Raw genomic sequence first — 21,820 nt, 5'->3', positions numbered from 1 at the left:
ATCGCCCACCCACGATGTCATTCGCGCGAAAGCGGGAATAACGCTGTGGGTGACGTTGACTGCGGTCAGGCGGTTGGAACCAGTTCGACGCCGAGCGAAGCCAGCATTTCCCAATAGTCCGGATAGGTTTTGCCGGTGCAGGCCGGATCCAAAATGGTCACGCCGCCGATGCGCAGCGCCGCGAGCGCAAAACTCATGGCGATGCGGTGATCGTGATAGGTCTCGATGCGCGAGGTGACGTTGCGTTGGGACGCTTCCAGCAGAGCCGGATCGGAGGCAACGAGCAGATCGTCGCCTTCTTCTTTGGCGAGACCGGGCCGGATGCGGTTGAGTTCGTTGGCAACGGCGCGAATGCGGTCGGTTTCCTTGACGCGCAGATTGGCGATACCGACGAAGCGGACGGGCTGATTGTTGAAAGCGGCAACGACCGCCATGGTGGGCACCGCGTCCTGCATCTGCGAGCCATCGATGACAGCGGGCATATTCGGGAACTGGGCGATGACAGCCTGCGCGGCGGCATCGGGCTGGGTGAAGGCATCGGCGACAACGCCGAGATCGATCTTGCCGCCAGTCAGCGCTTCGATGCCCCAGAGATAGGTGGCGGCCGAAGCGTCGGGCTCGACGTGGAAATCGGTCGCGGCATAGCCGGTCGGCTCGACCTGCCAGGTGCCCGGCGAAGTCTCCTCGACCCTGGCGCCGAAAGCGCGCATGGCCGCGAGCGTCAAATCCACATAGCCACGGGCGCCGATATCCTGTCCGGCCAGGGCGACTTCGATAGGCCCATCGCCAAAGGGTGCGGCCATCAAGAGCGCCGAAACGTATTGGCTGGAGAGCGAAGCATCGATCTCCACTCTACCTTTGCCGAAACTGCCTGTGCCACGAATGGTCACCGGCGGGCAGCCGGTCGGCGCTTCGGCATCGATACCGAGCGAGCGCAGCGCATCGACCAGCGGTTTGATCGGGCGGAGGCGCATGTCCTCGTCGCCATCGACGACAACGGTGCCGTCAATGGTCGCGACAGCGGCGGTAAGAAAGCGCGTCGCCGTGCCGGCATTACCGAGAAAAAGTGGGGCGCCCGGCGCCGTCAGCGTGCCGCTGCTCGTCACCAAAAAGCTTGTGGCATCAGGCTCTTCGACCCCAACGCCCATCTGGCGCAGGGCCTCGGCCATCAGCACCGTGTCCTTGCTTTTCAGCGCGCCCGTCAGCCGGCTCGTGCCCTTGGCGAGAGCCGCCAGCAGCAAGGCGCGATTGGTGATGGACTTGCTGCCCGGAGGCGAAACGCGCCCCGAAAGCGGGCGGCCGGGAGGGATGATGGTGTAAGCAGATGGGAGCGTTTTGGGCATGATGCCGTGGTGTTAGGACAAACGCTCGATCTAGGCAATCGCCGATGCTCAAGTCGTCCTCATGGTGAGGTCTACTGCTGCAATATGCGACTGCGGCGTTAGGCCGTAGCGCGCGCGTCGGCGATGGCCTTCAGGTCCGCAGCCTTGAGCGTGACGCTCTCGCCGCAGCCGCAGGCGCCGGTCTGGTTGGGGTTCTTGAAGGTGAAGCCAGAAGACATCTTGCTCTCTTCAAAATCCATCACCGTGCCAAGGAGGTACATGGTCGCCTTGGGATCGACCCAGACATCGACGCCGCGATCGGTGACGTGATCGTCACCCTTCAGCGGCTCGCTGACATAGTCCATCGTATAGGCCACGCCAGCACAGCCCGCATTCTTGATGCCAACACGCAGGCCGATAACCGGCTTGTCGGAATCTTCCATGATTTCCTTGATGCGCTCGGCTGCCGCATCGGACAGCGACATGATCTTGAAGGCCATGGTTGGTTCCTAAAAATTCTTCCAGACGCCGCGGGTGACAAGTTCGACCACGAGACGATCCGGATCACGGAAGTAAAGGCTGCGCCCGCCATTGGGCCAGGCAACCTCGCTCTCTAACTCTATATGTAAGCCTTGAAGGAAGGTTTTCCAATCGTCATAGGCTTCCAACTCAATGCCGAAGGCGAAATGCTGTTCCCCGCCGCCGTCGTGAGGCGGAATGAAACCGCCGCCGATAGGAATCGGCTTCAGCGTCGCGCCCTGCTTGAAGAGAAGCAGCACCTGCCCCTCCTTCACCACCAGCGGCTGGATGCGCTCGTCGCCACCCATGGGCTCGAAACCAAAAATCCGGACATAGAAGTCGCGGCTGCGCTGCACGTCGGTGACGTAAAGCGCTGTCTCGACCAGCCCCTCTAGCGGCGGCCGGTCCATCTCACCACCAGTTCAACGCAACTTGCGCTTCTTCGCTCATGCGGCTCGCGTCCCACGGGGGATCGAAGACCATGTTGACCTTGACGTCCTGAATGCCTTCGACGCCGCGGGCGGCGTTTTCGACCCAGGCGGGCATTTCGCCCGCGACCGGGCAGCCCGGCGCCGTCAGCGTCATGTCGATGGTCAGGTTGCGGTCGTCGTCGAGATCGACCTTGTAGATCAGGCCCAGCTCATAGATATCCACGGGGATTTCCGGATCATAGACGGTCTTCAGCGCGCCGATGAGATCGGTGGTGATGCGCGTCACTTCCGAGTCGCCGAGGTTTTCCGGCATGGTCGGCTGGACCCGCGTGTCGATTTCAGTCGTTGTGTCTTCGCTCATTTCGGTCTCGCTCAGGCGAAAAATTTACGGGCGCGCTCAATGCCATCGACCAGCGCGTCAACATCGTCCTTGCCGTTATATAGGGCGAGGGAGGCCCGGCAGGTAGAGGTGACGCCAAATCGTTTCAGCAGCGGCTGCGCGCAATGGGTGCCGGCACGGACGGCGATGCCGTAACGGTCGAGAATGGTGGCGACATCGTGGGCATGGGCGCCCGCGATCTCGAAGGAGAAAATGCCGCCCTTGCCCGGCGCCGTGCCGATAAGGCGCAGCGAATTGATGCGGCTGAGTTTTTCGTGGGCGTATTCCGCCACGTCATGCTCATGCGCGGCGATGTTCTCGCGGCCGAGCGTTTCCATATAGGTCAGCGCCGCGCCAAGGCCGATCGCCTGAACGATGGGCGGCGTGCCGGCCTCGAAGCGGTGGGGGGGCTCGTTATAGGTGACGGTGTCGAGGGTCACCGTATCGATCATCTCGCCGCCGCCCTGATAGGGCTGCATTTCGGCGAGGAGGTCGTATTTGCCATAGAGAACGCCGATGCCGGTCGGGCCGTAGAGCTTGTGGCCGGTCATGATGTAGAAATCGGCGTCGAGATCGCGCACGTCTACCTTGGTGTGCACCGCGCCCTGCGAGCCATCGACCAGCACGGGAATGCCGCGAGCGTGAGCGATTTCAACGATCGTCTTAATGGGCGTCACCGTGCCCAGGACGTTGGACATGTGCGTAACGGCGACGATACGCGTTTTGTCGGACAGCGCGGCTTCGAAGGCGTCGATATCGAAACTGCCGTCGTCGCGAACGTCGACCCACTTGATGACGGCGCCCTTGCGCTCGCGGTGAAAATGCCAGGGCACGATATTGGAGTGGTGCTCCATGATCGTGGTGACGATCTCGTCCCCTGCCCCGATGCGCGGCCCGGCAAAGGACTGCGCGACAAGGTTGATCGCCTCGGTCGCCGAACGGGTAAAGATGATCTCTTCGACGCGGCCGGCATTGAGGAAGCGCCTGACGCTCTCGCGGCCAGCTTCATAGGCGTCGGTAGCGCGATTGGCGAGCGTGTGCAAGCCACGGTGAACATTGGCATATTCGTGCCGGAAGGCATAATCCATCCGGTCGAGCACCTGCACCGGCTTCTGCGCCGAAGCGCCGCTGTCGAGATAGACCAGGCGATGGCCGTGGATCACTTCCGACAGGATCGGAAAATCGGCGCGCACTTTTTCGAGGTCGAGGGTCATCTTATTGGTCCTAGTGAACCGCGGTGTTTCAGCCGTCACCCTCCCCCTTGTGGGGAGGGATCAAGGGTGGGGGTATGAAGCCCCGATATCGTGGCTCTCGCCACCCCCTCCCAACCTCCTCACCTAAAACTGCTCCACTGGAGCAGTTTTCCCTTCGGGACGGATCGGAGCCCATCAAGGGGGAGGTGCTGTGCTGTGGTCGTGGCGCAATCGAGCGCCACCAATGTCTATTTTTCGCCCAGCAGCCAGCCGTCGACGATGCCCTGCAAGGCCTCGTTCAGCGCTTCGTCTTCAACCGGATCAATGAGTTCGGCGATGAAACCGCGGACCAGCATGGTCTCTGCCTCGGCCTTGGGAATACCGCGGCTGAGGAGGTAGAACAGGCTATCTTCATCGAGCTTGCCGCAGGTCGAACCATGGCCGCAGACGACGTCGTCGGCATAGATTTCGAGTTCGGGCTTGGAGAGGATTTCCGCATCGTCCGAGAGCATCAGGCCCTGATGCATGAACTTTGCGTCGGTCTTCTGCGCGTCGCGGGCGACGATCAGCTTGCCCTGCACCACGGACTTGGAGCGGCCGCGGGTGATGGACTTGAACAGTGGCTGGGAGGACGTGTGCGGCACGGCGTGCAGCGTTTCCATCGTGATATCAGAGTGTTGACCGTCCGACACGAGGTTGAGCCCGGTCACGTCGGCATGCGCGCCCTCGCCTTCCATCTTCGGGAAGAGGTGGGTGCGGGCAAGGCCCGAACCGGCATGGATGATCAGCGTGCGCAGCTGCGCGCCATCGGCGAGATGATACTCATTGGTCGCGAAATGCGAGGTGGCGCGGCCACTGAGGTCGATGGTGACGTGGGTGACGACGGCATTCTTGCCGAGCGCGAGGTAGGTCGCGTGGTTGCCTACGTGGGCGGCATCGGAGCCCGAAAAAGTTTCGAGGATGACGGCAGAGGAGTCGTCGGCAACGAAAATCTTCGTGGCGTCGGCGACATGGCCGGCTTCGCCTTCGATGCGATGGTCGATCTGGACCACCTGTTCGATGGCGCCCTTGAGGTCGAGGCTGAGCGTGTCTTTTGTCAGCGCATTGCTGACGCTGACAATGACGTCATCGCGGTTGGTGAGAACGCCGCCGTGGGTCTTGCCCACTTTGACGCCTTCCGGCGCCGTAGCAGCGTGCTGGACCGCGCCGTTGACGATCGAGAGGGCATAGGCGCCCGGAACGCGCAGAGCGGTCCCCGTGGCCTCGTTGGCCGCCTGTGCCAGCGGCGGGATGGCCCGCAGCAGGGTTTTGAGATCGGTATAGTGATAGCTCTCGACGCGACGGGTCGGCAGACCAGCCACGGTGACGCGCTCGGCGGCCTGATCGGCTCCGGCAGCCTTGAGCTGGGCGATCAGGGATTCCTCGGCAGCGCCGAGGCGGACAGGAAAGGTCTGACGCATGGTGTGTTACGCCGCCTGACCGTCATAGTCGGCATAGCCCTTGGCTTCGAGCTGCAGCGCCAGGTCCTTATCGCCGCTTTCGACGATCTTGCCATCCGCGAACACATGCACCACGTCGGGCACGATGTGGTTCAGGAGGCGCTGGTAGTGGGTGATGACGAGCATGGAACGCTTGCCGTCGCGGAGCGCGTTGACGCCCTTGGACACGACCTGCAGCGCGTCGATGTCGAGGCCGGAATCGGTTTCGTCGAGCACGGCTAGCGATGGCTTGAGGAGTGCCATCTGCATGATCTCGGCGCGCTTCTTTTCGCCGCCCGAGAAACCGACATTGAGCGGGCGCTTGAGCATGTCGCTATCGACGTTGAGCTGGGCGCCGGCCTCCTTGACGGCGCGCATGAATTCCGGCGTCGTCAGTTCACCTTCGCCGCGCGCCTTGCGCTGGGCATTGATGGCGGCCTTGAGGAAGGTCATGGTCGCAACACCCGGGATTTCGATCGGGTATTGGAAGGCGAGGAACAGGCCTGCTGCGGCGCGCTCATGCGGTTCCATCTCGAGGATATTTTCACCGTTGAGCAGAATCTCGCCCTCGGTGACCTCATAGTCTTCCTTGCCGGCGAGCACATAGCTCAGCGTCGACTTGCCCGAGCCGTTGCGGCCCATGATGGCATGGACCTGACCCTGCGGGATGACGAGGTTCACACCCTTGAGGATTTCGCGTTCCTCGATACGAGCGTGCAGGTTGCGGATTTCAAGAACGGGAGTGGTCATATTTCTTCTCCAATTGCGGAAGGGATTGCTGGCAGCGCCTCAGGCGCCCGGCTCGCCATCCCAATAATCAAGGTGATGCTGGCCTTCGCGGCCGCAGTGGCGCAGGCGACGATCGGCCGAAGAGCGGCTCGTCACCTGGAATTTCCCCGAGTCAGGGTATTCGCAGACTTCGGTATCGGCATTGTTGGCCACGCCCAGATATTTCAGCGTCACCGATCCGGTATTGAGGATCTGGTGTGCCGTGTCCGGGCCGCCGGTCGGCGCGCCAAGCACGTCGCCAGCTTTAAACGAATAGCGCTCGGTGCCGAAGCGATAGGTCCCCTCGCCTTCCAGCACGATGAAGAGCTCTTCTTCGACGTGGTGGTTGTGGAAGGGGCAGCTCGACTTGCCGGGCGGAATCTCGTTGTACCGTGCGCCCAGTGCCTTCAGCCCCAGTTGCTGCGCAACAGAGGCGTCGGCGCCTTTATATAGAGTTCCCTGCTCGAACGGTTCGAGAGAGAGCTCCGAAAGGCTTACAACTGGACGGGTGGCCTGGCTCATCCAACACTGCCTTCGAGGCTGATCGAAATCAGCTTCTGCGTTTCGACCATGAACTCCATCGGTAGGTGCTGAAGCACATCGCGGACGAAGCCATTGACGATCAGCGCCACAGCTTCTTCCTCGTTGAGGCCGCGCTGCAGGCAATAGAACATCTGGTCGTCGGAAATTTTCGACGTCGTCGCTTCGTGCTCGAAGACGGCGGTGCCGTTGCGGCTCTCGATATAGGGAACCGTGTGGGCGCCGCACTTGTCGCCGATGAGCAGCGAGTCGCACTGGGTGAAGTTGCGGGCGTTTTTCGCCTTGGCGTGGGCCGAGACCTGGCCGCGATAGGTATTGTCCGAGAAGCCGGCGGCGATACCCTTGGAGATGATGCGGCTCGACGTGTTCTTGCCCAGATGGATCATCTTGGTGCCGCTATCGACCTGCTGGTAGCCGTTCGAAATGGCGATGGAATAGAATTCGCCGCGCGAACCGTCGCCGCGCAGAATGCAGCTCGGATATTTCCAGGTGATGGCCGAACCGGTTTCGACCTGCGTCCAGGAAATGTGCGAATTGACGCCACGGCAATCGCCACGCTTGGTGACGAAATTGTAGATGCCGCCCTTGCCGTCCTTGTCGCCCGGATACCAGTTCTGGACGGTGGAGTATTTGATTTCGGCATTGTCGAGGGCGACCAGCTCGACGACGGCAGCATGGAGCTGGTTTTCGTCGCGCGAGGGTGCGGTGCAGCCTTCGAGATAGGAGACGTAGCTGTCATCGTCGGCGATGATCAGCGTGCGCTCGAACTGGCCGGTATTCCTTTCGTTGATGCGGAAATAGGTCGACAGCTCCATCGGGCAGCGAACGCCCTTGGGGATGTAGACGAAGGACCCATCGGTAAAGACGGCGGAATTCAGCGTCGCATAGTAGTTGTCCGAAACCGGGACCACCGAGCCGAGGTACTGCTTGACGAGCTCGGGGTGCTCGCGCACGGCCTCCGAGATCGAACAGAAGATGATGCCGACCTTGGCCAGCTCTTCGCGGAACGTGGTGACGACCGAAACGGAGTCGAACACGGCATCGACGGCCACATTGGCGCCAAAGGGCGTGCCGACGGATTCAGCGGCGCCTTCGACGCCGGCGAGAATCGCCTGTTCCTTCAGTGGAATACCGAGCTTGGCATAGGTCTTGAGGAGTTCGGGATCGACTTCATCAAGGCTTTTGGGGCCCTTGAAGGACTTTGGAGCCGCATAGAAGCTGATCGCCTGAAGGTCGATCTTGGGATAGTGCAGTTTGGCCCAGGTCGGCTCTTCGAGGGTCTGGAAACGCCGGAACGCGTCTAGACGCCATTCGAGCATCCATTCCGGCTCGTCCTTCTTGGCAGAGATAAAGCGGACCGTTTCCTCGGTGAGGCCGGGCGGCAACACGTCGGATTCGATATCGGTTTCGAAGCCGTACTTGTATTTGTCGACGTCGAGCGCCAGCACCTGTTCGACCGTTTCCCGATCGATCTCTTCCTTCAACGTTGGAATACCGTAGTCCGCCATCAGGCTCTCCTTTTCGTCCCTCGGCGGTTCAAGGCCGCCGCGAACATTTTTATTCCCAGCAGCCTAAGCCGCTTGTCCCGTCCGCTTGTGGCGGGCAAGGATCGTTTCAAAACCGGCCAGGAACGCCTCGGCATCTTCTGCCTTGGAGTTCCAGCCGAAACTCACGCGCAAGGCGCAATCGGCAAGGTCGCGCTCGACGCCCATGGCCAGAAGCACATGGCTTGCGCCGACCTTGCCCGACGAACAGGCCGAGCCGGCGGAAACCGACAGGCCAGCCAAGTCCAGCGCCATCATCGCCGTGGCATTCCGGATGCCCGGGACGGCGAAATTGACGACATTGCCAACGCGTTCGGCGCTTTCGCCGAAGATCACCACATCGGGCGCCAAAGCCTTCAACCCGTCTTCAACACACCCGGTCAGCGCGGAGACAGCTTCCATATTCAAACGTTCGGCCGCAGCCGCAGCACCGAAAGCGCTGATCAGTGCCGCCGATTCCGTGCCGCCACGGCGCCCCTGCTCTTGCCCGCCACCGGGAATGAGCCGCACCGTATCGGCGTGACCTTTTACCAACAGCGCGCCGATGCCGGCCGGCGCACCGATCTTGTGGCCGCTGATTGCCATCATATCGGCAGCGGAAGCCGCAAAATCCAGATCGAGCTTGCCCAGAGCCTGCACCGCATCAATGACGAGGGTATGGCGGGTGGGACCGACGAGAGCGGAAATCGGGCCGATCGGCTGGATGACGCCGGTTTCGTTGTTCACCCAATGGACCGCGACGAGGAGCGTGATGCCCTCGTCGTCCGCGCGCTGCAAAGCGGCGCGAAGTTGATCGAGATCAATACGCCCATCGGCCAGAAGCGGGATTGTCCACACCGGCAGGCCCGTGGCGTCGGCCGCCTTGGCGACCGCAGCATGCTCCCCCGCACTGATCGCCACGGCGCCTGCTGAGAAGGTGCGCGCGCCGCCGACGATGGCTTGCGTGAGGGCTTCGGTGGCCGAGCCGGTAAAGACGACCTGACGGGTTTCGGCGCCGGCAAGGCGCGCGACCTGCTGGCGACCGGTCTCGATGAGATCGCGCAGCTTGCGGCCATGGGCGTGAACGGAGGACGGATTGCCCGTCAAATCGAGCGCAGCAAGGAGCGCCGCGCGCGCTTCCAGACGAAGCGGAGCGGTGGCATTGTGATCGAGATAGATGCTCTCTTTCGCCATTTGCCTTCTTGGGGTTGCGCCCCCAACATGCCTTCCATGCCCGGAACGGGACGCCGAAGCATCCCGCAAACCAAACACTTCTTGAAATTTGCCGCCCAACTTCATTACAAGGGGCGCTCAACACGGCCGCTTGCGGCCAAAAACCGAATTTCGAACCATTCTAAACTGGTTTTTTCGACCCATGTTTTAGGGAGGCTCCCGCGCTTAGTCAAGCCGCGCGGGAAGTAATCCTGAACACTCGGATCAACTTAGTGACAGAGCCGAAAAAGGCCGGAAAAGACACCATGCCTGAAGTTATCTTCAATGGCCCCGAGGGCCGCCTCGAAGGCCGCTACCAGCCGGGCAAGGAACCGAACGCGCCCATAGCGATCGTTTTGCATCCGCATCCGCAGTTCGGCGGGACGATGAACAATCAGATCGTCTATAACCTGTTCTACATGTTCGCCGAACGCGGCTTTTCGGTCCTGCGCTTCAACTCGCGTGGCGTCGGCCGCTCGCAGGGCGTGTTCGACCACGGCATCGGCGAACTCTCGGACGCCGCCGCAGCGCTCGACTGGCTGCAGATCATCAACCGCGAATCGCGCGGCTGCTGGATCGCCGGCTTCTCGTTCGGCGCCTGGATCGGCATGCAGCTTCTTATGCGCCGTCCGGAAGTCGAAGGCTTCATCTCGGTGTCGCCGCCGGAAAACCTCTACGATTTCTCGTTCCTGGCCCCCTGCCCGTCTTCTGGCCTGATCATTCATGGCGACAAGGACCGCGTGGCGCCGCCCACCTCGGTCCAAAAGCTCGTGGACAAGCTCAAGACCCAGAAGGGCATCACCATCGATCAACAGATCGTCGAGGGTGCCAACCACTTCTACGAAGGCAAAATCGACGAACTGACGACACGGTGTGCGCAATATCTCGACCGTCGCCGTCAGGAGATCGCGGACGGCGGCGGGCGCTAGAGCCCGTTTGGGAACTCTACTGGGTCGGCCATCTGACGCGATTTTCTCCGCTTCCGGTGCTCACGTACCATATGTACGCTGCGCTCCGGTTCTCGAAAACCACGCCACCTGACTCGCCCCAGCGAGTTCTCAAACAAACTCTTCAGGGCGCATTCTACCTGCGGTCATTCCCAGCACCGCGACATTTGCATTCACGACGTCATTCCCGCGCAAGCGGGAATCCCCCTTTCGGCATATGCCGGAGATCCCCGCTAGTTTACCCCGGACTTGATCCGGGGCGGGGATGACGCGGGGAAGGATGGAATGACGCGGCGAAGAAGAAGACATTTCTGGATCGCAAAATGACCAAGTACAAATCCGATTTCCTCCGCGTCCTCGACGAGCGCGGCTTCATCCACCAGATTTCCGATCCCGAGGGTCTCGACAAGCTTGCGCTGACCTCCAAGATCACCGGCTATGTCGGCTATGACGCGACGGCGACGTCGATCCATATCGGCAATCTGATCACCGTCACCATGCTCTACTGGCTGCAGGAAACCGGTCACCAGGCGATCAGCCTGATGGGCGGCGGCACCTCCATGGTGGGCGATCCGTCCTTCCGCGATGATCAGCGCAAGCTGCTCACCGTCGAGCAGATCGCCGAGAACATCGAGAGCATCAAGCGCGTCTACGGCAATATTCTCAACTATGGCGGTTCTAACCCCGCCATGATGGTGAACAATGCCGATTGGCTCTTGAAGCTGAACTACATCGAATTCCTGCGCGACGTTGGCCGCCACTTCTCGGTCAACCGCATGCTCTCGTTCGATTCAGTAAAGCTGCGCCTCGACCGCGAGCAGTCGCTGAGCTTCCTCGAATTCAACTACATGATCATGCAAGGTTATGACTTCACAGAACTCAACCGGCGCTATGGTACCGTGTTGCAGATGGGTGGGTCGGACCAGTGGGGCAACATTATCAATGGTGTGGACCTCAGCCATCGCATGGGCGGGCCGCAGCTTTATGCATTGACCACCCCACTGCTCACTAAGTCATCTGGTGAGAAAATGGGAAAATCGGCTTCTGGCGCCGTCTGGCTCAATGGCGACCTGTTCTCGCCCTATGATTTCTGGCAGTATTTCAGGAACACCGAAGACGCCGACGTCGTAAAATTCCTGAAAATTTTCACGCGTCTGCCGATTTCGGAAATCGAACGCATCGGCGCGCTCGGTGGCAACGAGATCAACGAAGCCAAGAAGATCTTGGCGACGGAAGTGACGGCGATCGTCCACGGCCGCGATGCGGCCATTCAGGCGGCGGCAACGGCCCTGGCGACCTTCGAATCCGGCGCCATCGACCTGTCGCTGCCGACGGCGGAAGTGACGCATGCCGAACTGAATTCGGGGATCGGCATTCTCAATGCGCTGGTGACGGCCGGTCTGGCCGCTTCGAACGGCGAAGCGCGCCGCCACATCGCTTCGGGGGCCGTGAAGGTCAACGATGCGAGCGTTGACGATGACAAGCTGAATTTGGGCGAAAACGCGCTGCTGCCCGAGGGGGTGATAAAACTCTCGGTCGGCAAGAAGCGCCATGCGCTGATCAAGCCGATCTGATCTCCACTCTCAGCTATTGCCGCTACCCCCACCTAGCCTCCCCCTGACAAGGGGGAGGAACGCAGCGGTTTTTGCCTCAATATCGGAGCGCCACCGGCAGATCCCTCCCCCTATGAGGGGGGAGGTTAGGTGGGGGTGCGCCATGCGCACCGGAGCGATTCATTCCGGGGGCAATTCCCGTGCGCGGAACTCGAACAGCTCGCGGAACGCGCCCGGCACCAGCAGGGACAGCGGGTTGATCTGGAACTGCGGATTATCGAGCGGCCCACGCACCGCGAAGGTGACGCCGACCAGGCCCTCGCCGTCGCGACCACCCAGCAATGGCCCGAGAAGCGGGATTTGCTGGAAGGCGTTGTTGAGGCCGAAGAGCGGCACATAGGTGCCGGTCAGGTCGTATTGGCGATTGTTGGTGTAGATGAAGCCGCGCATCGTGCCGCCGACCGTGCTGCCTGAAAGCACGCCGCGCGTGACCTCAACGCGATCGCTGCGGCGGATGAAATCGGCCTCGGCGGCGTCGAAATCGAGGCGATTACTACGGGCGATGGCGGCGCGCGAATCCGAATGATTGCCCAGGATCTGCGCGACATTGGCTTCATCGACGATAGCGAAATTGTGCATCAACAAGCGCCCGCCTTCCGCATTCGCCTCGCGGTCGGTGGTCAGCACCAGACTGCCGCTACCCCCGGCCAGCTGGGAATAAACACCAACGAAACGCAGGACCGTGCCGGCATCGTTGAAGGCGACCGAGAGGGTTCTGCCGTTGGGCGCGGGATTGGTCGTAACCGATAGCCCATTGCCCTCGCCGAACTGCGCCGAAACCGTCGCGCGCCGCAGGTCGGAACCGCGGAGGCTCAGGTCGAGATCGACGTTGAAGGCGGTGGTCGCATAAAAGCCGATGGCGCGGTCGAGCTGTACGTCGAGGTTGATCGCCTGGTTGATCTGCGTCGTCTGCACCCCGCCACTGCCTTCCCCGAGGCTGAAGAAGCGGCTGAGCAAGGGTTTGAGGTCCAGCTGCGCCCCGCGGATTTGCACGTCAAAGCCGCTGCCATTGGGTTTTAAGATTAGCTGCGCGCTATCACCGGCGCTAAGGGCCACCTTGTCGAATTCTGCCATCACCAGACCATCGGTCGCGTGATAATCGAGCTTGCCCGATAGCTGCACCGCGCCAAAACCGAGGCTGATATCGGTGAGATGGGTCACCTCGCCGTCCATTTTCACGGTGGCCGTGAGGCTGCCCGGCGTGCCCGCCGCCTTGCGGAGCCCGAGATCCTTGATCGTGAGGCCAGCATCCACGAGGTCCACGGACATTTTCATCGTGCCGTTTGCCGCCGGCTCGGCCACGAAACGCACCTTGCCCGAGAGGAACTGGGAGGCATCGAAGCCGAGCTTGGCGAGATCGGCAACCTCAACGGTCGAACCCAGTTGGAATAGCGGTGCGGTCGTCGGCGTGCCGGTGACGGCAAGGTCGGCGGCCATGCCGTCGATCTCGGCGGTGCCGCCGAGCTGATAGCTGTCCTGCGTCGCCGAAAAGGTCAGCTGCCCATTGCCGATCGTGCGCTCCTGGATCGGTGCGCTGCTGGCGAAATTGCTGATGGTTCCGTTGGCCGCATAGTCGATGTCCATCTCCTTGCCCGTTTCTTCAGCGGGCAGGCCGATGGTCGCAACGAGGCCAAAGTCGATATTGCCGGTAATGGCGGCGAGGTCGATTGGTAGGCCCAGCTGGGCGAGCGCTCCCGGCTGAAGCTGGGTGCCCAGCGAGAGCAAAGCCGGAATCGGCGCGCCGAGACTGCCGGACACCTCGAAAATGCTCTCCTCGGGATCCGAACTGTCAAAGATCATGGCCGGGCGCCGGACGGCGATGGTGCCTTGATCGGTGTCGATATTGCCGCCATCGGCAGAGATCGTGGTCTTGGTGCCGTTGACCTGCAAGCGCGTCAGGCCATCGAGCGCGATCGGATCCATCGCCTCGGTCGCCCGGACGACGACACCTTCGCCGACGATGTTGATATCCATCGCGTCTTTCGGCATCGCTTTGGCAGTGCCGTCGGCCGACAGCGTGCCGACAGGGAAATCGAACTCCAGCCGCCCCTCGACCACATGCCCGCCGGTGACATTGGCCACGAACCAGTCGCGGCTCTCCCCGCCCATGAAATAGGGCCAGATGCGCTTGATATCGTCGGCCGTTACACCCTTGCCGGCCACGGTCATATCGACGCCGAAGCCGGACTGCAGCATATCCATGCGCCCGGCGGTTTCGATGACGGCATCGCCCTTTTTGGCGACGAACCGGTCTATGCCGACCGCGCCATAGAGCGGTGCGGACCAGCCGGAAAAATCCATGGTGTCGAACGGCTGCTCGGGCGCTGCCATGTCATTGGGTTGCAGCGCCACATCGGTGGCGTGCACCGATATGCCGATGGTCGGCCCATATTTCTGATCGAGCCCCATGGCGAAAATGCCGGAAATGCGGGCTTTGCTCTGCCCGATCTGGATGGCGGAATCGGCAAGCCGGAACTGCCCAAGATCGGGATTCCAGTCGATTTCCATGATCGAACCGACAACCGGGAAATAGTCCTTGCCGATGCGCAGATCGATGCCGGTCAAATCGATGCGGAAAGTGCCATCGACCAGTTTGCCGCCGGCCGGATCGAAGCCGATATCGATGGAAAGCGCACCGGTGCCGCGCATCGCGGCCATGCTGGTCGCATCGTCGATGAAGGGCAGCATGGCGGCAAAGTCGATATTGGTGGCATCGACCTTGAGCCGCGAGGTGCCGTCTTCCTCCACCAGGCGATCGATCGTGCCGGTGACAGTCCGCCCACCGATCCGCGCCGAAAATTCGCCCGTCGTCTGCCGTCCATCGGGGGAAGGTCCGACTTCGAGTTCGACATCGTCAAACCGGCGATAAAGGCCATAGACGGAATCGGTCATGTCTATGGTGGCGTCGCGCACGATGAGCTTGGAAAAACGCCCCTGCTCGGTCAGTTCGACGAAATCGTCGATCGCCACTTCCATGGCTTCGAGATTGTAGACGAGCCAGTCATTGTCCGAGCGCAGCTTGGTGCCGTCTGCACCCAGGTGCAGTCCCTCGGTGCCGATACCAACCGGGGAATAGGCCTGATCGCCCTCGAGCACCCGCAGCGTCGGTACGCCGCCTTCCGGATCTTCGACGATCTCCATGCGCGCGAGGCGCGGGCCATGCAAATCCTGCACAACCTGCAGATGCGGCCCCACCACCGTGATCGAGGCGCCCGGCTGCCCCATCAGCGCGCGCAGGGGCGAAAAGCCGACCTCCAGCGCTTCCATGGCGATCCGCGAGCCCGACAGCGTATCGGTGAGCACGACGGGCGAAAATCGCACGACGGGCCAGACGCCATTTTCAACGGCAATGGCCAGATCGCCCATTTCAAGCGTGGAGGTGGCCGGCAGCATGGACTGCACGAATCCCCGCGTCGCATCGCCGGAAAACGGCAGGCGGATTGGGGTTATGAGCAGAACGAGATAAAGCACCAGCAGAATGGCAGCGGGAACGCCGAGGACCCAGCCGAGGATTCGCCGTTTCCGGCGCCGCGGTGCAACGGGAGGAGCAGGCGGCGGCGATGGCGCGGGCTGATCTGCCGAAATTGTCACTCGCTCACGTCTATCCAGATCAGGGTCACCCAAAGGTGCATTGAGATGCAAAAGAAGACGGCCTGCGCATCGCGGTTTATTCGGCTCGTTCAGATATGTACCTCAACACATCTTAAACAGTGCTAATTCATCCAAGAATCATCCGCCCGCCGGCTGCAATGCCCAATGATACCGGCTGGATTGTGGCGCTGACACCCTCTATTGGTCGGCTTCCAAAGGCGAGTGGATCATGGCGCATTTGAAACAGGGCGACCCTGCCCCCGACTTCACCCTCTCCCGCGACGATGGCAGCAGCTTCACCCTGTCCGCCCAGCGTGGCCAGCGGGTCGTACTCTACTTCTATCCGGAAGACGATTCGGGCGGCTGCACCGACGAAAACATCGAGTTTTCCGACCTCTCGCCGGAATTCGCGGCCCATGGCGCCGTGCTCGTCGGCATTTCGCCCGATGAGATACCGAGCCACCAGAAATTCCGCGCCAAATATGGGCTCAAAGTGCCGCTCGCTGCCGATCCCGATCATCTGGCGATCGAGGGCTTTGGGCTCTGGCAGCTCAAAAAGCTCTATGGCCGCGAATTCATGGGGCTGATCCGCACCAGTTTCATCATCGGCGCCGATGGCAAGGTCGAGCGCATCATCCGGGCAACGCGCATCAAGGGCCACGCCGCCAAGATGCTCGCGGCGCTCGCGGAACTGGAAGCCACCTGAAACCTCTGCGGGCTTTCGGTTTTTCTTAACCATGCTCGCTCATAGTCTGCTTACCATAAGTGTTCGCAGCGTGAGGAAAGCAAGGTGGTCACCACGGCTGGGGTCAGAGACCGGAAGCGCCAGGGCAAGCCGCCGATGCGGGGCATTCACCCCGGCATTTTCTACGGCATGTTCGCCCTCCTCTTTGCCGGCAATGTCTTTACCGGCACGGCACTCTATCTCTCACCCGACATTGCCCGCCTGCTCAACGGCCGCACCGACGAAGTCATTGGCGCCTACGAGGATCGGATCGCGCAGATGCGGGTCGAAATCGACCGGCTGCATTCGCGCAGTTTTGCTCAGACGGGCGACATCAACCTGCAATTGCAGGAATTGTCCCAGCAGCAGGAAATGCTGTTCGAACAGCACCAGCTGGTAAAAGTCCTGGTCGACAAGGCCGATTCCCTGGGGATCGCCGCCGCCGACCTGCCCACAGCCGAAATCACCGGTACGACGCCTCTTGCCAGCATGACGGGCAATCCCGATGTCGATGCCACGGCCCTCAGCCTTGAGCGCATGATGGGCGAGACGCAGATGGCCATGCACGGCATTGCCGCGGTCGCCTCGACCCGCGCCGACGAAATCGCTACGGAAATGCGCGGGCTGGGTATTCCCTTCGCCCTCCCCGACCCTGACGCTGACGCCATGGGCGGCCCGTTATTGCCGGCGACCGACGAACTCAACGGCACGCCCATGCTCGACGATGCCAACGCCGTCATGTCGGCGCTGCTGCGCTACAAGGCAGCGCGCGAAAGTCTCGACACCGCGCCGGTCCATATGCCGATATCGGGCAATTTCCGTCAGAGCTCCAATTTCGGCAATCGCAAGGACCCGTTCACCGGCTCCCGCGCCTTCCACTCGGGCATGGACTTTGCCGCGCCGAGCGGCACGACCGTGATGAGCGCGGCGGCTGGTATCGTCACCTATGTCGGCACCAGATCGGGCTATGGCATGGTGGTGGAAGTCACCCACGACAATGGACTCGTCACCCGCTACGCGCATTTGAGCGGCTATCTGACCCGCGAGGGTCAGGCGGTGAACACCGGCACGCCGATCGCCAAGGTCGGCTCGACCGGCCGCTCGACCGGGCCGCATCTGCACTTTGAAATCCGCAAGGCCGACGAGGCGATCAATCCCAAGGCGTTTCTGGATGCTGGGAAGAGATTGGTGGCGGTGCTGGGGTAATTTCGTATTTCGAGTTTGCCGCTCCACCCCCTCCCAGCCTCCCCCATCAAGGGGGAGGTGAAGGGATTGAGTGTCTGGCAGATAGTTTACCCAAACTCGATATGGCACCTCCCCCTTGATGGGCTCCGACCCGTCCCGCAGGGCAAATCGCTCCAGTGGAGCGATTTGAGGGAGGAGGTTGGGAGGGGGTGTTAGCGAGCGCGGTGGGGAGACGCTTAGTCGCCCGCCACGTCCGTAGCCACGCCGACGCGCTGCGCCAGGGCGGCTTCCATGAACTCGTCGAGATCGCCATCGAGCACGACCGAAGGCTGGCCGCTTTCGACGCCGGTCCGCAGGTCCTTCACCATCTGATAGGGTTGCAGCACGTAGGAGCGGATCTGGTGGCCCCAGCCGATATCGGTCTTGCTGGCCGACTGGGCGTTGGCCGCCTCTTCGCGCTTCTGCAATTCCATCTCGTAGAGACGCGATTTCAGCATGGCCATGGCCGTCGCACGGTTCTTATGCTGGCTGCGTTCCTGCTGGCACGCCACGATGATGCCCGAGGGCACGTGGGTGATGCGGATGGCCGAGTCCGTGGTGTTGACGTGCTGGCCGCCAGCGCCCGAGGCGCGATAGGTGTCGACCTTGAGGTCGGCTTCGCGAATTTCGATTTCGATGGAATCATCGACCACCGGATAAACCCAGCAGCTCGAAAAGCTGGTGTGCCGGCGCGCGGCCGAGTCATAGGGGCTGATGCGAACGAGGCGATGCACGCCGCTTTCGGTCTTGAGCCAGCCATAGGCATTGTGGCCCTTGATCTGGATGGTCGCGGACTTGATGCCGGCTTCTTCGCCGTCGTGCATTTCCAGCACATCGACCTTGAACTTCCGGCGCTCGGCCCAGCGGGTATACATGCGCAACAGCATGTTGGCCCAATCCTGGCTCTCGGTGCCACCGGCGCCGGAGTGGATTTCGACATAGCAGTCGTTGGAATCGACTTCGCCCGAAAGCAGCGTTTCGATCTGCTGGCGGCGCGCTGACTGCTTGAGCTCAAGCAGCGCGTTTTCCGCGTCGCGCACGATATCGGCGTCGCCCTCGGCTTCACCGAGTTCGATCAGTTCGACATTGTCGGCAATACCGGTTTCGAATTCGCGCACGGCTTTCACCGCGACATCGAGTTCGTCGCGCTCGCGCATGGTCACGCGGGCTTTTTCCGGATCGTTCCAGAAGTCGGGGGATTCAGTCTGCGCGGTTAGCGCGTCGAGGCGAAGTTGTGCAGTATCCCAGTCAAAGATGCCTCCTCAGCAGGGTCAGAACCTGCTCGATTTCGGCAACGGCTTTTTCAATTTCCGCGCGCATGTCTGTTCCTTGGTTTGTGCGCTCCGTTTAGCGGAGCCACGATCAGGGATCAACCTTTGCGATGGGATTGATCTTCAGCGGCGGCCAAGCTTGGCAAACCGCCGAATGGCTGCCTCGCGCTTCAGCCGCGAGATCTTTATGAGAAAGAACACGCCATTCACCTGGTCGATCTCGTGCTGCGCCACGCGGGCAGCAAAGCCCGACAAGGCCAGTTCCTGCCCCTGCCCCGCTGCATCGTCAAAAGCGATCACCGCCCATTGGGCGCGCAACACCTCGACCTCGATACCGGGCATGGACACCGAGCCTTCCGGGCCAGTCTCCTCTGGGCCAGCAATCGAAAGAACCCGCGGATTGTAGAGCAGGCGATAGTCCCGCACCGCAGGATTGCCGAGGCTGATCACCGCAACCGGCGCCACCACCCCGATATGGGCCGCCGCAAGCCCATAGGCCCGCGCCTCCGCCGCCGCGGCCAGCAGGCGCCGCCCGATATCGAGCAGAGCCGCATCGCCCGGCCGGGCGACCGCTGCCTCGTTGAACCGCGCGTCTGGATAGAAAATAAAGGGGTCGATCTTGGTCACGTCAGCGTCCTCGCGGGGCCCCATCTTGCATGTTGCGGCCTCCGCTGGTAGGTCCAATCCCGGCTGGTCTCGTAGCTCAGCAGGATAGAGCACCGGATTCCTAATCCGGGGGTCATGGGTTCGAATCCCGTCGAGATCACCAGTTTTCCGGCGCCAGGCGCGAGCGCGATTCCTCTCGATTGCCGGATAGTCCTCTAGCCGCCTCAGGTGCTTAGGACCCGTAACAGGGAATTAACCCTATCGCGTCACGCTCGCTTCTGGTTACGCTTGAAGTGGAGAGCACCATGCAGGACGACATCCAGAACCGCGCCTATCAGTTGTGGGAGGCCGATGGGCGTCCCGAGGGGCAGGATCAGAGCTATTGGTTCAAGGCTGTGGCCGAAATTGCCGCCGATGCAGCCAAAACCATCAAGCCTGCGCGCAAACGCGCCGCGCCACGCGCCAAAAAGATCGCTGCTTGAGCGCCGTCAGGTTTTTGGGATGAGAATAGTCGCAGGAGTGGCCATCCGCCGCTCCTGCTTTGTCTGCTACCAGACGCGCGGCCAATAGACGTCGTCGGCATAATCGGCCGGGATCGGCGAAAGCCGGCCGATGGCCTGGGCGGCATATTCGATCTGCATGGCGACGTGCCGGATATTGTCGGGCACCGGCGTTCCAGTGACGAATTCCCGGACGCGCCATTCTTCGATCTTCAGCGCCCTGAGACGGCGGCGCGCTTCGTATTGCACGTCTTCGATTTCCACGGCCCGCTGCGGCATGGCCCGTTCAGGCGCCGCTTCTGTCCACTCTCTCGACCCACTGATGACTGCGAAACGCACGATACGCCTGCCTTCCCGCTCCCCAAAACACCGGGAGCATGGTTCAATATGTCATCATTCCGTTACATAACCGGTAACGACCAGCGCTTGAGCGGCATGGCAGCCATGTTAGGGTGAGACATGACTATTCTGTACCTGATGGCCGCCAAGGCCGAATTCGGCCCGCATCTGGCCGCGCGCATCCAGCCCGTCATGATCGGCATCGGCCCGGTCGAAGCGGCCGTTTCAACGACGAGAGCCCTGATGGAACGGCGCGACGACCTGCCAGGACTGGTCGTCTGCCTCGGCTCGGCCGGGTCCAACCGGCTTGAACAACTCGGCGTCTATCAGGCGATTTCCGTCGCCTATCGCGACATGGACGCCTCGGCCCTCGGTTTTCCGCGCGGCGTGACACCGCTGACGGACCTGCCGCCAACGCTCGATCTGGTGCCGCCCATCGCCGGCCTCGCCCCGGCGACCCTATCGACCGGCGGCAATGTCGTGACTGGCAAGGCCTATGCTGCGATCGCCGAGGATATGGTCGATATGGAAACCCATGCGGTCAAGCGCGCCTGCCAGATGTTCGGCGTGCCGCTCCTCGGCCTTCGCGGCATTTCCGATGGCGCAGAAGCCGTCAGCCGCATCGAGGACTGGACGCAATATCTGCACATCATCGACGAGCGGCTGGCCGAAGCCGTGGATCGTGTCGAGGCGGCCTATGCCGCAGGCGAAATCGACCTCACGCCTTAGGCGTGTTCTTGCGATCGCGGCGCTTGCGCTGCCAGGTGGTCCATTTGCGGCTGCCGCGCAGGATCGCCTGGTTCACCGGGCTCTGCAGGAAGATCAGATCGACCGCGAGCAGGAGCAATCCGAGCGGCAGCATCCAGATGCCCAGAACCGGCAAAAAGCTGAAAATGCCCCCGAGCACCAGAAGGATGCCGAGCGGGATGCGAATCCAGCGCGCTTCCGGCCGGCGCAGGCGGGCCAGCCAGCTGCCTGCCATGCTTGGAATCTTGCGCTCGAGCTTGTCGAACAGCCGATTGAGACGTTGTGCGTGCTTGCTCATGTCGAAACCATACGGCTCCCTAGCTCTCGGCCCCTGACTGTGAGGTCGAAGTCATTGATTGTGTACGGAACTTGTGTCCGGCCAATGGCGTTGCGCCCATAACCAGGGAGTATCCCATGCGTCTTGAAGATCTGTTCACATCCCGCCGCCGTCAACATGACCCCCTTGAGGCCCTTGCCGCCCAGATCGGTGAATTGCGCCGCCAGACAAGGCACATCAGCCGCGCGCTGTCGCATAATGCCGGTGATGTTGCCGGTGATTTCGGCGATACCATTTCCGATTGGAGCCACGATGCGGCCCGGCAGGGCGCCTGGCTTGCCGGCATTGCCAGCCGCAAGGCGGTTCAGGGCGCCCGCGCCGTCCAGCGCGATCCCGTTCCCGTAATCGCTGTGATCGGCACGGTGGCGCTGCTGGCCAGTCTCCTTGCTCGTCGGCGCTAGCAATCTCTTAACCCTCCTTCTGAGGCTTTCTTTAAGGCTGTCGGCGCATTTTCGGACCAAGCCGCAACTCGGCAACACTCCGGAGATGCACCGTGGCCCCCTTTGCCCGCCTCGCCCTTCAAATTTCGGCTCTCGCCGTTGTCGCCACCAGCCTT

The 21,820-nt window shown here is 61.8% G+C and carries 22 protein-coding genes and 1 tRNA gene; 8 read left to right on the top strand and 15 right to left on the bottom strand.

All coding sequences use genetic code 11. The annotated features are described in order from the left end of the window. Positions 1 to 65 precede the first annotated feature (65 nt). From aroA to ASD83_RS02780, 10 genes are all read right to left on the bottom strand, one after another. Positions 66 to 1,343 (bottom strand): 3-phosphoshikimate 1-carboxyvinyltransferase, encoded by a 1,278-nt coding sequence (aroA, locus tag ASD83_RS02825; RefSeq protein ID WP_056307737.1) that lies wholly within the window; start codon positions 1,341 to 1,343, stop codon positions 66 to 68. 98 nt (positions 1,344 to 1,441) lie between these two features. After that, a complete protein-coding gene (locus ASD83_RS02820; RefSeq protein WP_056307735.1) occupies positions 1,442 to 1,822 on the bottom strand; it encodes a HesB/IscA family protein in 381 nt (126 codons plus the stop codon). Positions 1,823 to 1,831: 9 nt separating this feature from the next. Then, positions 1,832 to 2,251 carry a VOC family protein gene (locus ASD83_RS02815; protein WP_056307733.1) on the bottom strand — a complete coding sequence of 140 codons (420 nt, stop codon included), beginning with the start codon at positions 2,249 to 2,251 and terminating at the stop codon, positions 1,832 to 1,834. 1 nt (position 2,252) lies between these two features. Beyond that, positions 2,253 to 2,585, bottom strand: a complete 333-nt coding sequence (locus ASD83_RS02810) for an SUF system Fe-S cluster assembly protein (protein ID WP_056309810.1) — start codon at positions 2,583 to 2,585, stop codon at positions 2,253 to 2,255. 59 nt (positions 2,586 to 2,644) lie between these two features. Next, positions 2,645 to 3,865 (bottom strand): cysteine desulfurase, encoded by a 1,221-nt coding sequence (locus tag ASD83_RS02805; RefSeq protein ID WP_056307731.1) that lies wholly within the window; start codon positions 3,863 to 3,865, stop codon positions 2,645 to 2,647. Positions 3,866 to 4,092: 227 nt separating this feature from the next. After that, a complete protein-coding gene (gene sufD, locus ASD83_RS02800; protein ID WP_056307729.1) occupies positions 4,093 to 5,304 on the bottom strand; it encodes a Fe-S cluster assembly protein SufD in 1,212 nt (403 codons plus the stop codon). Positions 5,305 to 5,310: 6 nt separating this feature from the next. Further along, positions 5,311 to 6,072, bottom strand: coding sequence for a Fe-S cluster assembly ATPase SufC (sufC, locus tag ASD83_RS02795; RefSeq protein WP_056307726.1), 762 nt, complete (start codon positions 6,070 to 6,072; stop codon positions 5,311 to 5,313). Between the two features lie 39 nt (positions 6,073 to 6,111). Continuing rightward, complete coding sequence (locus ASD83_RS02790) at positions 6,112 to 6,612, bottom strand: cupin domain-containing protein (RefSeq protein ID WP_056307725.1); 501 nt, start codon at positions 6,610 to 6,612, stop codon at positions 6,112 to 6,114. Then, positions 6,609 to 8,138, bottom strand: coding sequence for a Fe-S cluster assembly protein SufB (sufB, locus tag ASD83_RS02785; RefSeq protein WP_156385716.1), 1,530 nt, complete (start codon positions 8,136 to 8,138; stop codon positions 6,609 to 6,611). Before sufB ends, ASD83_RS02790 begins: the two co-directional genes overlap by 4 nt. A gap of 63 nt (positions 8,139 to 8,201) precedes the next feature. Continuing rightward, positions 8,202 to 9,347, bottom strand: coding sequence for a cysteine desulfurase family protein (locus ASD83_RS02780; protein ID WP_056307723.1), 1,146 nt, complete (start codon positions 9,345 to 9,347; stop codon positions 8,202 to 8,204). 284 nt (positions 9,348 to 9,631) lie between these two features. Here ASD83_RS02780 and ASD83_RS02775 point away from each other — a divergent pair, with 284 nt between their 5' ends. Continuing rightward, positions 9,632 to 10,294, top strand: coding sequence for an alpha/beta hydrolase (locus tag ASD83_RS02775; protein WP_056307721.1), 663 nt, complete (start codon positions 9,632 to 9,634; stop codon positions 10,292 to 10,294). Positions 10,295 to 10,635: 341 nt separating this feature from the next. Beyond that, positions 10,636 to 11,886, top strand: a complete 1,251-nt coding sequence (gene tyrS / locus ASD83_RS02770; protein WP_056307719.1) for a tyrosine--tRNA ligase — start codon at positions 10,636 to 10,638, stop codon at positions 11,884 to 11,886. 159 nt (positions 11,887 to 12,045) lie between these two features. On the opposite strand, the gene ASD83_RS02765 is transcribed toward tyrS, so the two are convergent. After that, a complete protein-coding gene (locus ASD83_RS02765; RefSeq protein ID WP_056307717.1) occupies positions 12,046 to 15,516 on the bottom strand; it encodes an AsmA-like C-terminal domain-containing protein in 3,471 nt (1,156 codons plus the stop codon). Positions 15,517 to 15,745: 229 nt separating this feature from the next. Between ASD83_RS02765 and ASD83_RS02760 the strand changes: the two genes are divergently transcribed. Continuing rightward, complete coding sequence (locus ASD83_RS02760) at positions 15,746 to 16,222, top strand: peroxiredoxin (protein ID WP_056307716.1); 477 nt, start codon at positions 15,746 to 15,748, stop codon at positions 16,220 to 16,222. 84 nt (positions 16,223 to 16,306) lie between these two features. Beyond that, a complete protein-coding gene (locus ASD83_RS02755) occupies positions 16,307 to 17,446 on the top strand; it encodes a M23 family metallopeptidase (protein ID WP_156385715.1) in 1,140 nt (379 codons plus the stop codon). 215 nt (positions 17,447 to 17,661) lie between these two features. On the opposite strand, the gene prfB is transcribed toward ASD83_RS02755, so the two are convergent. Together prfB and ASD83_RS02745 are read right to left on the bottom strand one after the other, a co-directional pair. Next, positions 17,662 to 18,784 (bottom strand): peptide chain release factor 2 gene (gene prfB, locus ASD83_RS02750; protein WP_156385714.1). Its coding sequence is split into 2 segments (ribosomal slippage): positions 17,662 to 18,714 and positions 18,716 to 18,784, totalling 1,122 coding nucleotides; the frame shifts between segments, so codons are not numbered across the junction. Between the two features lie 74 nt (positions 18,785 to 18,858). Further along, positions 18,859 to 19,362: a peptide deformylase gene (locus tag ASD83_RS02745; RefSeq protein WP_162249117.1), complete on the bottom strand. Its 504-nt coding sequence runs from the start codon at positions 19,360 to 19,362 to the stop codon at positions 18,859 to 18,861. A gap of 65 nt (positions 19,363 to 19,427) precedes the next feature. Between ASD83_RS02745 and ASD83_RS02740 the strand changes: the two genes are divergently transcribed. Both ASD83_RS02740 and ASD83_RS20575 read left to right on the top strand, forming a co-directional pair. Further along, positions 19,428 to 19,504: transfer RNA gene (locus ASD83_RS02740), tRNA-Arg, on the top strand. 142 nt (positions 19,505 to 19,646) lie between these two features. Next, a complete protein-coding gene (locus ASD83_RS20575) occupies positions 19,647 to 19,823 on the top strand; it encodes a DUF2934 domain-containing protein (RefSeq protein ID WP_082560917.1) in 177 nt (58 codons plus the stop codon). Between the two features lie 66 nt (positions 19,824 to 19,889). Here the strand turns inward: ASD83_RS20575 and ASD83_RS02735 are convergent, their stop codons facing one another. Continuing rightward, positions 19,890 to 20,120 (bottom strand): hypothetical protein, encoded by a 231-nt coding sequence (locus ASD83_RS02735; protein WP_056307709.1) that lies wholly within the window; start codon positions 20,118 to 20,120, stop codon positions 19,890 to 19,892. 180 nt (positions 20,121 to 20,300) lie between these two features. Here ASD83_RS02735 and ASD83_RS02730 point away from each other — a divergent pair, with 180 nt between their 5' ends. Continuing rightward, positions 20,301 to 20,909: a 5'-methylthioadenosine/S-adenosylhomocysteine nucleosidase gene (locus tag ASD83_RS02730; RefSeq protein WP_056307707.1), complete on the top strand. Its 609-nt coding sequence runs from the start codon at positions 20,301 to 20,303 to the stop codon at positions 20,907 to 20,909. Here ASD83_RS02730 and ASD83_RS02725 read toward each other — a convergent pair. Continuing rightward, the gene (locus tag ASD83_RS02725) at positions 20,899 to 21,225 is read right to left on the bottom strand and encodes a hypothetical protein (protein ID WP_056307705.1); all 327 of its coding nucleotides are present in this window, start codon (positions 21,223 to 21,225) and stop codon (positions 20,899 to 20,901) included. The genes ASD83_RS02730 and ASD83_RS02725 overlap by 11 nt on opposite strands. Positions 21,226 to 21,341: 116 nt before the next feature. Here ASD83_RS02725 and ASD83_RS02720 point away from each other — a divergent pair, with 116 nt between their 5' ends. Beyond that, complete coding sequence (locus tag ASD83_RS02720) at positions 21,342 to 21,665, top strand: hypothetical protein (RefSeq protein ID WP_056307703.1); 324 nt, start codon at positions 21,342 to 21,344, stop codon at positions 21,663 to 21,665. Positions 21,666 to 21,820: the final 155 nt, after the last annotated feature.

Origin of the sequence: Devosia sp. Root685 (genome assembly GCF_001427875.1) — a bacterium.
Lineage (GTDB): Bacteria > Pseudomonadota > Alphaproteobacteria > Rhizobiales > Devosiaceae > Devosia.
Note: the sequence above shows the minus strand (reverse complement) of the source record. Positions and strands in the feature narration are given on the sequence as shown.

What these genes read in the sequence shown, in the direction of transcription:
- ASD83_RS02720 (WP_056307703.1), top strand. Translation starts at nt 21,342, where the DNA reads ATGCGTCTTGAAGATCTGTTCACATCCCGCCGCCGTCAACATGACCCC.
- ASD83_RS02725 (WP_056307705.1), bottom strand. Translation starts at nt 21,225, where the DNA reads ATGAGCAAGCACGCACAACGTCTCAATCGGCTGTTCGACAAGCTCGAG.
- aroA (WP_056307737.1), bottom strand. Translation starts at nt 1,343, where the DNA reads ATGCCCAAAACGCTCCCATCTGCTTACACCATCATCCCTCCCGGCCGC.
- tyrS (WP_056307719.1), top strand. Translation starts at nt 10,636, where the DNA reads ATGACCAAGTACAAATCCGATTTCCTCCGCGTCCTCGACGAGCGCGGC.
- ASD83_RS20575 (WP_082560917.1), top strand. Translation starts at nt 19,647, where the DNA reads ATGCAGGACGACATCCAGAACCGCGCCTATCAGTTGTGGGAGGCCGAT.
- ASD83_RS02810 (WP_056309810.1), bottom strand. Translation starts at nt 2,585, where the DNA reads ATGCCGGAAAACCTCGGCGACTCGGAAGTGACGCGCATCACCACCGAT.
- ASD83_RS02805 (WP_056307731.1), bottom strand. Translation starts at nt 3,865, where the DNA reads ATGACCCTCGACCTCGAAAAAGTGCGCGCCGATTTTCCGATCCTGTCG.
- ASD83_RS02820 (WP_056307735.1), bottom strand. Translation starts at nt 1,822, where the DNA reads ATGGCCTTCAAGATCATGTCGCTGTCCGATGCGGCAGCCGAGCGCATC.
- ASD83_RS02790 (WP_056307725.1), bottom strand. Translation starts at nt 6,612, where the DNA reads ATGAGCCAGGCCACCCGTCCAGTTGTAAGCCTTTCGGAGCTCTCTCTC.
- ASD83_RS02730 (WP_056307707.1), top strand. Translation starts at nt 20,301, where the DNA reads ATGACTATTCTGTACCTGATGGCCGCCAAGGCCGAATTCGGCCCGCAT.
- sufB (WP_156385716.1), bottom strand. Translation starts at nt 8,138, where the DNA reads ATGGCGGACTACGGTATTCCAACGTTGAAGGAAGAGATCGATCGGGAA.
- ASD83_RS02780 (WP_056307723.1), bottom strand. Translation starts at nt 9,347, where the DNA reads ATGGCGAAAGAGAGCATCTATCTCGATCACAATGCCACCGCTCCGCTT.
- sufD (WP_056307729.1), bottom strand. Translation starts at nt 5,304, where the DNA reads ATGCGTCAGACCTTTCCTGTCCGCCTCGGCGCTGCCGAGGAATCCCTG.
- sufC (WP_056307726.1), bottom strand. Translation starts at nt 6,072, where the DNA reads ATGACCACTCCCGTTCTTGAAATCCGCAACCTGCACGCTCGTATCGAG.
- ASD83_RS02775 (WP_056307721.1), top strand. Translation starts at nt 9,632, where the DNA reads ATGCCTGAAGTTATCTTCAATGGCCCCGAGGGCCGCCTCGAAGGCCGC.
- ASD83_RS02735 (WP_056307709.1), bottom strand. Translation starts at nt 20,120, where the DNA reads ATGCCGCAGCGGGCCGTGGAAATCGAAGACGTGCAATACGAAGCGCGC.
- ASD83_RS02760 (WP_056307716.1), top strand. Translation starts at nt 15,746, where the DNA reads ATGGCGCATTTGAAACAGGGCGACCCTGCCCCCGACTTCACCCTCTCC.
- ASD83_RS02815 (WP_056307733.1), bottom strand. Translation starts at nt 2,251, where the DNA reads ATGGACCGGCCGCCGCTAGAGGGGCTGGTCGAGACAGCGCTTTACGTC.